Genomic DNA, 9,077 nt, shown 5'->3' with positions numbered 1-9,077 from the left:
GTGCAGATCAATCCAGGAGAGCATCCGAACAAAGCTTCGGGGCCGCGACAGGGATCCCGCCACCCCAATTCAGGCGACCACTCGCCACGCCAGAAAACCATCTATAGTCACCCCGTCGCAGTGCACGCACGTTCGAAACTGCGAACGCCACGCAAGGCTGCAATCGATCTTCAAGGTTGGAGGAGCATGCGTAAAACGATTGGTGCGCTGAGCAGTGTGGTCGCCGCGCTTCTCGTCTCGGTAGCCGTCGCGCCGAGCGCCCAGGCGAACGGGAACGAGGAGAACATCATGAGCATGGAGGTCTGCAAGGACCCCTATGCCTCTAAATTCAAGCTCCACCTCTACTACAACTCGGGACAGGGTGGAGCCTACAGAAACATCGGATACAGCGTGTACGACTTCAGCGCCGTAAAGATCGGCGGCAGTGACCCCACGGTCCACGTCATGAAATTCTGCTCACTCGGCGTCAGCAACCCATGGCCCGGCTCCGGGCAACGGCTTAAGAACAATGCTGCCTCCGGCGAGAACGAGCACTACAAGTACATGGCCCGGGTGTATTTCAACAGTGGCTACAAGGGCGCTCAGGACGCAATGGGCCCTGGGCAGCACATAGATCAGTTCAGGCACGTCAAAAACAACAACGCTTCATTCCGCTGGACCTCCTGACGGTGGCGGAAGCAGAGGGGGGAAAGATGAGCGGATCCAAGAGGACCATCGCGAAGGTCGCGGTTCCCGTTGTGGCAGCCGTAACGGTGGGCGCTGTGGCATACGCCGGGAACCTGGCAAGCACGTCACCGATGCATGACAGCACGTCATCGGCCAGTGCGGCGGACAGCGCCCACGCCTCGAGGGCGGAGGTGGGCGACCCGGGAAATCCGGCAACCTGGCGGCTGCCGATCGAGGCATACCTGCCGGCGAAGGCAGACACCCGGCTCATCGCGGCCACCCGGGACAGTCTGATCGACGAGTGCATGAAAGCCGCGGGCTACGACCAGTGGACGCCGGCCCCCGACCTTCCCGAGATAGGCGGCAAGACGCTCACCGACTGGCGGTACGGGATTCACGATGCCGGGCTGGCGGCCAAGCGCGGATACCACCCGGACGCGGCGGAACAGCGGGCATACGACGAGGCCCAGGAGGCCGGCGCGGTCGATGAGTCCGGCGCCGACGACACGACACTCAAGGGGTGCGTCGCGCAAGCCGACGGGAAGGCTCCCTCGGCCCAGCCGGACGCTCTTGCCCAGCAGATCAGCGATGACTCCTACCTTGAGTCGATGAACACACCGAGCGTGGTCGATGCCTTCGCCAAATGGTCGTCGTGCATGAAGGCGCGGGGCTACTCGTACGCCAAGCCGATGGATGCAGGCGACGACTCGCGCTTCTCCGATCCGTACAACGTGACGGATGAGGAGATCGCCACAGCGAAGGCGGACGTGTCATGCAGAAGCACATACAACGTCGAGAAGGTCTGGTTCGACGCGGAGGTCGCTCTTCAGCAGACCGCCATCGCCAAGAACCAGGCGGCGCTGGATGAGGCAAGGAAGACCATCAAGTCGGCCGTAGCCAAGGCGAAGTCCGTCAATGCCGTCCAGTAGACCCGTCACCGTGGAGTTGATGTGCGAAGACGATTAAGATCGACGGCCGTCGCCATGACCGCCGCGCTCGCCATGGGCGCGTCGCTCTTACAGACTCAGGCGGCCTGGGCGCAAGGAGGGGAATCCGGCGCCAAGGCTCCTTCGGATCCGCCGCGAGCCGTATCAGAGAAGAATGATCCTGCGTCGGTCTCGCCCGAAGACCGTACCCGCATCCTCGGCAACGGCTGGCAGAAGTCCGCGGACCGGACCTGGACCACCAGCGGTGACGCTGACGGTTTCCACATCCTGACGGCCGAGAAGAAGGACGGCTACGCGTGGCGGACGGCCGCGACCCTCGCCGAGCCGGGGTTCGATGCGGACGCATGGATCGGAAACGCGTGCGTGACCGCCTCGGGCAGGCGTGTCGTCGTGGTATACGCGCCACGCACCTTCACCAACAAGGCGCAGCTCATGGCCCGCGGCGGCTTCACCGCGATCGTCGATCTGGAGACGGGAGAAGTCTCCAAACTCGGCCTGCAAGCCTCTCTCTCTTACTACAACCCCGGCTGCGGAGCCGGGGAGACCGCGGTGCTCACGCAGTCCGGCGGTGAGGACAGGGCGGCGACTCGGCTGGTGCGGGTCGACGCCGTGACCGGCAAGCTGGAGAAGCCCGTTGAGGTACCGGGCCAGCTGACCTCGGCCGTACCTGTGTCCGGTGGCGGGATCGCCGCGGCCGCGGCCGGGCAGGTAGTCAGCATCGGTGACCGGGGCAAGCTCACTACCCTCGCCACCACCTCGGCGGTACCCTATCGGCTGACTCCCGATGCCGAGGGCGGTGTGGTCTTCCTCGACAAGACCGCCAAGGGCACGGCGACAGTGAAGCGGATCGCCCCTGCACAGACAGGCTCACCCGGTGCCAGGAACCGCGCCTCTGTGCTCGCAGAAGGACCGTTGACCAAAACGGGTATCACGCGCAGCGCTACGGGACAGGTGTTCGTCACCGGCGCCACCCGGCAGATGTCCGATCGACTTCCCTCTTCGGTGCGGCGTCTGGCATCAGCCTCCAAAGAAGCACAGGTTTCAACGCGCGCCGAAGCCCTGGTGACAAGGACGGCATGGGCCGACAGTAAGAACTCCCGCAACCCGCATCCCGATGCCGCCTCGGCCCGACCGGTTCGCGTAGCCCTCACGGTGCTCGGTACAGGAAAGAAGCCGTCGTTCTCCGTGAACCCGGCGAGCACATCCGGTGCGCACGCGGGCGAGGGGAGGCAGCCGTCCCCCGCACTGCGGGCGCCGACCGGCACGGCACGGCACGGCCTGCGCGCCGCGTCGCCCAGCGACCCGGTCGAGAGCGAGAGCGAACGGACCTGCTCGGTACCGCGCAACGATCCGCGCAACCAGGCCATGCAGCCCAAGCCGCGGCAGGTCGAGTGGGCCGTTGACCAGCTCATCCAGGACAACCTCGACAACGCCATCCACCGACCGGCGAACTGGAAGAACCTGGGGATGCCGGCCTACTCTCCGGGCGACTACTTCACCCAGAGCGGCTTGGTGGGCGGCGGCCACGTTCCCGCACAGGTGATGCTCGGTGTCACCATGCAAGAGTCCAATATGTGGCAGGCATCCCGGATGGTGGTACCCGGTGTCACCGGCAATCCACTCATAGGCAACTTCTACGGTATCTCCTATGCCTCCAATGGCCAGCAGCCCGACCCGTGGGCCATCAACTGGAGTAAGGCCGACTGCGGATACGGCATCACCCAGGCGACCGACCGTATGCGTTTGTCCGGCAAGGAGAAGCCCGGCGAGGGTTCTTCCCTGCGATACGAAGTGCAGCGCGCCGTCGCTCTCGACTACACCGTGAACCTGGCGTACGGCCATCAGATCCTGACCGACAAGTGGAATGACACCCGTCTGGCCGGGCTCACCATCAATAACGGCGACGCCGCACGCCCGGAAAACTGGTTCTTCGCCCTCTGGGCGTACAACTCCGGTTTCCACCCACAGAGCGAGGCGAGCAAGCACGGTGGGGCGTGGGGTGTGGGCTGGGGCAACAACCCGGCCAACCCGGAATGGGATGCAGGGCGCAGCCCGTTCCTGTCCTCAAGCCCCCGTGATGCCGCCCACCCGCAGGACTGGCCGTACGAGGAGAAGGTCCTGGGGTTCGCCGCCTACTCCTTCGACGCCCTGGAGTCGCCCGGGAAGACCGTTGCCGCGTTCAGGCCCGCGTGGTGGACGAGCGACGGCTACCGGCAGAGTGTCAAGCCTCCGGAGGATCTGTTCTGCACGGTGGCGGACGACTCCTGTGATCCCTCCAAGATCAACGACGGAGCCGAGAACGAGCCCAACGCGGGGCCCTGCAAGATCGCTACCGGCAGCGATGACATCAAGTTCACCTGCTGGTGGCACAAAAAAGCTCAATGGAAGGACTGTTCCACCAGTTGCGGCAACGAGATCATACGCTTCAACACCTCATACCCTGAAGAAGCAGACGGCACCGCCTACCCGCCCAACTGCTCGGTGAACGCGACCGACAGCGGCAACGCGGCCCCGCCGAACACGCTCGTCATCGACGACACGACTGATGGGACTCCTTCGGTTCGACCCAACTGCCCCCAGCCCAAGGCAAACGCCGGAAAGTTCACCTTTGCTTTCGCCGGTGACGGTTCGGGGCTGTACCCCTCGAAAATGGACCTTCATCAGTTGGGAGCCGGTTTCGGTGGCCACTTCTATCTTGGCCACACCAGAACGCCCGGCGACAAGGGCGGAAAACTGAACGTCTCTGGCACCTGGCAGTTGAAGAACGCCCAAACCGGCTGGCATCGTATTGCGGTCCATCTTCCCGACCATGGCGCATGGGCGCAACAGGCTCACTACGTCATCAATCTGGGTGACGGGACCACAAAGGATCGCTATATCAATCAGGGCCGGAAAGCCAACAACTGGGTGTCTCTGGGTGTCTACAAGCTCAATGGTCGAGCCAGCGTGACACTCAGCACCGAAACCGAGGACGGCACCGGGGACGACGACATCGCCTTCGACGCGGTCGCCTTTCAGCCGCTCCCGGGAAAACCACGCGACATCGTCGCCGCCCTGGGCGATTCCTATTCCTCAGGTGAAGGATCCGGTAACTACTATACCGAGACCGACGCCGACTATGGGAAAGACACATGGAGTGCCTGTCGCCGCGGAAAGAATGCGTGGCCCCGAAAGATGAAGCTTCCCGGGCAATCCACTTCGGCTGGCGAACTCGCCGACGCCTGGTCCACGAACAGCGAACTAGGATTTGTCGCCTGCTCGGGAGCGTGGACCACGGATGTCGCGCGGCAAACGAGCGGCTACCTGGGCAGCAACGGAAGGGTGGTGAACCTGGATGGACAGTTCAGGGAAGCACCGCAAATCGACTCCGGCGTCCTCGACGAGAACACTACGATGGTCACCCTGTCCATCGGAGGAAACGATGCCGGCTTCCCCCAGGTGCTCAAGCAATGTGCGCTGACCGGCTGTCCTCCCGAAGAGGATATAAAGAAAAAGATCGATGCCGCTCAGTCCGGCGACCCGAACCGCAATATCGTCGGCGTCGGCCCCTTGCTCGAGCTGATCCGCGCCAAGGCGCCGAATGCCAAGATCATGGTCATGGGATATCCGCAACTCTTCGGCAGCATCGGCCTCACCTGCGTGACCGGCGTGGGTACCACAGGGGCGCAGATCCTCAACCGCATGGCCGTCTACATGCAGCAGGCCGAAATGAAGACCGTGGAAAGCCTCGGCGACAAGAACATCGTCTATGTCAATCCCGACCGCAGCTTCGACGGAAAACGGGCCTGTGACGACCCCGAGGGAATCAACAAGCTCGTCAAAGCGCAGAACGGAGATGGGGACTTCAAGTGCCTCTCGACGGACAGTGGATGCATCAGCAGGGAGAGCTACCACCCCAACAAGACCGGAACTTCCGCGTACGCTGACGCTATGCAGCAGGCGATCGGAAGTCTGCGCGAGGCGAACGACGCCCCGGACAGCAGGAGGCAACGCCCTTGAGGCGTGATCCCGGAATGGGACGCACCGCACCGTGGGCCAAGGCCCTCGGTGCGGTGTGCGTCCTCGCACTCATCGGCATCATCAGCGTGTACATCGGGCAGAAAAGGACGGCCCACCACAACAAGCAGACGGCCATCAAGGCATCCACCGACCTGGCCCATGCGTTCGGCCGCGCCATCCGGCAGAGTGGAAACACACCGTTCCCCTCGTCCGCCCAAGTTCACTTCACGCTGTGGCAGGTCTCGCGGACCGCAAACCTGGACTCCTACACGGTCCACGACGCCGTAGCCGAGGTCGTGGCCGCCTTCACCTCTCACTACGACGACGGCAACCCGATCGCCGGAGGACGGGGTCAGGTCACTCGCTGCTACTCCTACACCATCACCCCCATGCGCGCCCTGGGTGCCTCGGTAACGACACGCTCGCTGAAGGCTTGCCCCCGCCAGGGGCCGGACCTCAGAGAGCGGGAACTGGACACCGTCTACCGGAAGGCTTTCAAGGCCCGGGAACAGTTGGTCAGCGATGCCGGTGGCGGAGAGTTGACGTCCAGCGAGATAGCACACGCCGTTGGCCCCCACGCCCTGGTCGAACGGCATCGGCGGAGTGTCAGTATCACCCAAAGGTTCACCAACACCCAAAGGTTCACCAACACCCCGCTGGGCGACTCCCCTCATGTCGCGGCATGCCTGCGATTCGACGTAACCCTGGCCCCGGGTCGACCGGGGGTGCTGTCGTCCCATGACGTGTCGGAAGCAGCTTGCCCTCCGCCGCGCAGCCGCCAAGGCGATGGCCTCCATCCCCATCGTGACCGCGACCGTTGACCGGTGTGGCGGCTTGCGCCAGCCTTGCGTCACCCGTGGTTGGAGCCACCCGAGAGCCGCTGCCATCGATATGGGCAAGGGCCTGGTGTCGGCACGGACCCTCGAGGTTCTCGTGGAAGAGCGTCACCCAGCTGCGGAACTGGGTGACGCAGCACGAGATCGACGCGGGCCATAGGCCACGTTCCCTAGATCTCGGCCTTGTCCTCGGACCCGGCCTGGCGAACCATGGCGGCCAGGTCCTTGCTCGAGCGGACGACCTGGTCGATCCCCTCCCAGCCACGCCGTAGGAGGTGGCGGCGTGTCGTCGATGTCACGGCGCTCCGCCGCCGGCTCGACCCCGGGGACTACGGCAGAAGCAGCTCTCCCCGCAAGACCGGCGTGTACGTATGGTGCGTGTCGGTCCTCGGACACGTACCAATTCCCCACGGTTGTTCGTCGGCCGTGGGGATTTGTCGTTCTTCGAGCCGAGCGAGATCTCGGCGCGCACGGTCGCTTGCGCTGGAGCGTAGGTGAGCCGGAGCCCCAGCAGCCGGTAGATCTCGGCCTTGTCCTCGGCCTCGGCCTGCTGGATGACGGCGGCCAGGTCGCTGATGGACCGGACGAGCCGGGCGATCTCATCGCGGGACATCCGGGCGCCCGCCCCCTTCGACGACGAGCGCAGCTCAGCTTCGGCTCTGACTCGGCGGGCCTGCGTCTCGGCGATCCACTGTGTGACGAGGGTGGGGTCGGCGCCTGCTTCGAGGACGGTCCGGTGGGTGGCCAGCTTGGCATCGCAGTCCGCGATGACCGCGCGGGCAACTGCGGCGGCAGCAGGCTCTTGGTCGGGTGCCGCCGCGGTCGCCATGAGGTCGATGGTGTCGTCGAGCCGGTGCGGCAGAAACACTGTCGCCAGCCAGTTGTCGAGTGGCACGGTGATCCAGCTCTCGCGGAGGTAGATGTTGCGGGGGTGGTGGACGCGGTTGGCCAGGGCGTATTCCTCGGGGAAGCGGCAGCGGTAGTAGGCGTCGCCGTGGGACCACTGTCCTTGCATCCGCCGTGTGCAGATACCGCAGGTGATGCGTCCGCGGTACAGGTAGGGGTTGCGGGTGCGGTGCTTCTGGTGAGTGGTGCCGGGGCGCGAGCGGACCGCGAAAAGGTCCTGGACGCGCGCGAAGACGTCATCGTCGACCAGCGGAGTGTGGACGATCTTCTTCGAGACGATCCACTTGTCCTGGCTGTTCCAGCGCATGGCGGTGGTGTGGCCGAGGGTGACGTCGTGGATATCGAGCAGTGCCTCGTGCTTGTGCTGACGGTTCCAGACCTGGCGGCCGGTGTAGCGGGGATTGCCGAGGATCGCGCGGACGGCGCTTTTGGCCCAGGCGCGAGTATCGCGGTGGGGATTGCGGGCCCGGTCGTGGGCAGAAGGGCTGGGGATACCGTCGCGGGTCAGATCCTCGGCGATCGCGAAGATGCCATGCCCGCTGAGGAACTCGGTGAAGATCCTGGCCACGACCGGGGCGGTGTCCGCGCTGCCGCCCGGGGGCGGCGTTTCCAGGGCAGAGCACGGGTCTGGCCGACATCGAAGTACTCGGCAACGATCTCCCCACCCGCGGGTTCGATCAGTGCCTGGGCCCGGTTCAGCTGCCATAGGCGCGAGGCTTCCGGCTCTTGCTGGTCCTCGGTGGAGACGCGTCCGCAGAAGGCGAACAGCAGCTTGCGGCCGGCGGTGTGCACGGGTGCTGGCGTGAGTTGGTCTTTTCGGAGCCATGGGAGTGGGCGGTTGTCATCAGCCATCGGGGGACCCTTTCGGTCCTTGGCGGTCCTGGTGGTCCACCACCGATAGCTCGGCCTTCTGAAGAGAGCCAGCCCGCCCGGCGTGTCGGGTGAGCATCCGCAACAGGACCTCAGCGACTGGCCGGGTCAGCGTCGGGCCATCCGGCGGGAGAACCATCTGGAAGGCGTCCGGGGGCGTTTCGCCGCGATTTTGGGGATCATGATGGCGCGAGCATCGACGGGCTCGACCGCCGACAATCTGGGAGTCGACCCCGTGCTCCCGCATGCAGGGGCCAGTGCCGCCGCCAGCGCTGGGGTGCGGCGGGGCAATGCGGCCGCCGTGGGCGGCCTGGGCGCCGAGGCCCAGACCGCCCACCCCGGAACAGACACTGCCGGTCTGGAGGTCGTCATCATGGCCGTCTTCATCACGGTGCGCGTCGCCATCCGGCTCGTACCGGTTCACCCTCTGCTCCGCTTGTCCGTCCGGCGGTAGTGGCAACGGCCTGTCGTCTGCCGAGTGGGGCGCTGGGAGCCGCCGGTACACGCTGTTGGCCGGGGCACACCGAGCTGTGCCGCAGAGGGGTCGGGGCGGGTGAAGACCAATACGTCCTCGTGCTGAACGAGGTGGAGAGGGATGCCCTGGCGGCGGGCGTCGCGGACGTTCTTCATTTGGAAGAAGGAGGGACGGGCGATGAGTCGGCTGTCGCGGATGCCGGCCAGGAGGGCGACGCAGCGCTCGGAGGGAATCATCCCGGCGGCGCCTCCGGCGGCGAGGACGGCGGAGGGAAGATCGATGAGTTCGCCGCGTGCTCGCCAGGGCCGGGTCGTGACGACGGCCGTGCCACCCGGGCGCAGCATGGTGCGGCATTGGGTGAGGATCTGGGTGAAGGCA

At 65.3% G+C, this 9,077-nt stretch carries 7 protein-coding genes and 1 pseudogene; 5 read left to right on the top strand and 3 right to left on the bottom strand.

Going from position 1 to position 9,077, the window contains the following annotated elements:
- The 4 genes from KN815_RS15135 to KN815_RS15120 all read left to right on the top strand — a co-directional run.
- Positions 1-666 (top strand): hypothetical protein (locus tag KN815_RS15135; RefSeq protein WP_216342458.1); only part of this gene is annotated, 666 nt, incomplete at its 5' end.
- 2 nt (positions 667-668) lie between these two features.
- Complete coding sequence (locus KN815_RS15130; protein WP_216342457.1) at positions 669-1,595, top strand: hypothetical protein; 927 nt, start codon at positions 669-671, stop codon at positions 1,593-1,595.
- A 54-nt stretch (positions 1,596-1,649) separates the two neighbouring features.
- Positions 1,650-5,612 (top strand): golvesin C-terminal-like domain-containing protein, encoded by a 3,963-nt coding sequence (locus tag KN815_RS15125; RefSeq protein WP_216342456.1) that lies wholly within the window; start codon positions 1,650-1,652, stop codon positions 5,610-5,612.
- 14 nt (positions 5,613-5,626) lie between these two features.
- Complete coding sequence (locus KN815_RS15120; protein ID WP_216342455.1) at positions 5,627-6,433, top strand: hypothetical protein; 807 nt, start codon at positions 5,627-5,629, stop codon at positions 6,431-6,433.
- 185 nt (positions 6,434-6,618) lie between these two features.
- Here KN815_RS15120 and KN815_RS51530 read toward each other — a convergent pair whose 3' ends face one another.
- Both KN815_RS51530 and KN815_RS15115 read right to left on the bottom strand, forming a co-directional pair.
- A complete protein-coding gene (locus KN815_RS51530) occupies positions 6,619-6,747 on the bottom strand; it encodes a hypothetical protein (RefSeq protein ID WP_301184583.1) in 129 nt (42 codons plus the stop codon).
- Positions 6,744-8,060, bottom strand: a complete 1,317-nt coding sequence (locus tag KN815_RS15115; RefSeq protein ID WP_301184582.1) for a recombinase family protein — start codon at positions 8,058-8,060, stop codon at positions 6,744-6,746. The genes KN815_RS51530 and KN815_RS15115 overlap by 4 nt, the downstream gene beginning before the upstream one ends.
- 228 nt (positions 8,061-8,288) lie before the next feature.
- Between KN815_RS15115 and KN815_RS15110 the strand changes: the two genes are divergently transcribed.
- Entirely contained in the window at positions 8,289-8,678 is a 390-nt protein-coding gene (locus KN815_RS15110; protein ID WP_216342453.1) for a hypothetical protein, read from the top strand.
- On the opposite strand, the pseudogene KN815_RS15105 reads toward KN815_RS15110, so the two are convergent.
- Positions 8,645-9,077, bottom strand: a pseudogene (locus KN815_RS15105) (site-specific DNA-methyltransferase); the annotation flags it as partial. The gene KN815_RS15110 and the pseudogene KN815_RS15105 overlap by 34 nt on opposite strands.

It is taken from the genome of Streptomyces niphimycinicus (assembly GCF_018883605.1).
GTDB classification, from domain to species: domain Bacteria; phylum Actinomycetota; class Actinomycetes; order Streptomycetales; family Streptomycetaceae; genus Streptomyces; species Streptomyces niphimycinicus.
Note: the sequence above shows the minus strand (reverse complement) of the source record. Positions and strands in the feature narration are given on the sequence as shown.

Excerpts from the sequence above, each read along its gene's own strand:
- KN815_RS15125 (WP_216342456.1), top strand. The coding sequence starts at position 1,650 with ATGACCGCCGCGCTCGCCATGGGCGCGTCGCTCTTACAGACTCAGGCG.
- KN815_RS15115 (WP_301184582.1), bottom strand. The coding sequence starts at position 8,060 with ATGGCAGCTGAACCGGGCCCAGGCACTGATCGAACCCGCGGGTGGGGA.
- KN815_RS15120 (WP_216342455.1), top strand. The coding sequence starts at position 5,627 with ATGGGACGCACCGCACCGTGGGCCAAGGCCCTCGGTGCGGTGTGCGTC.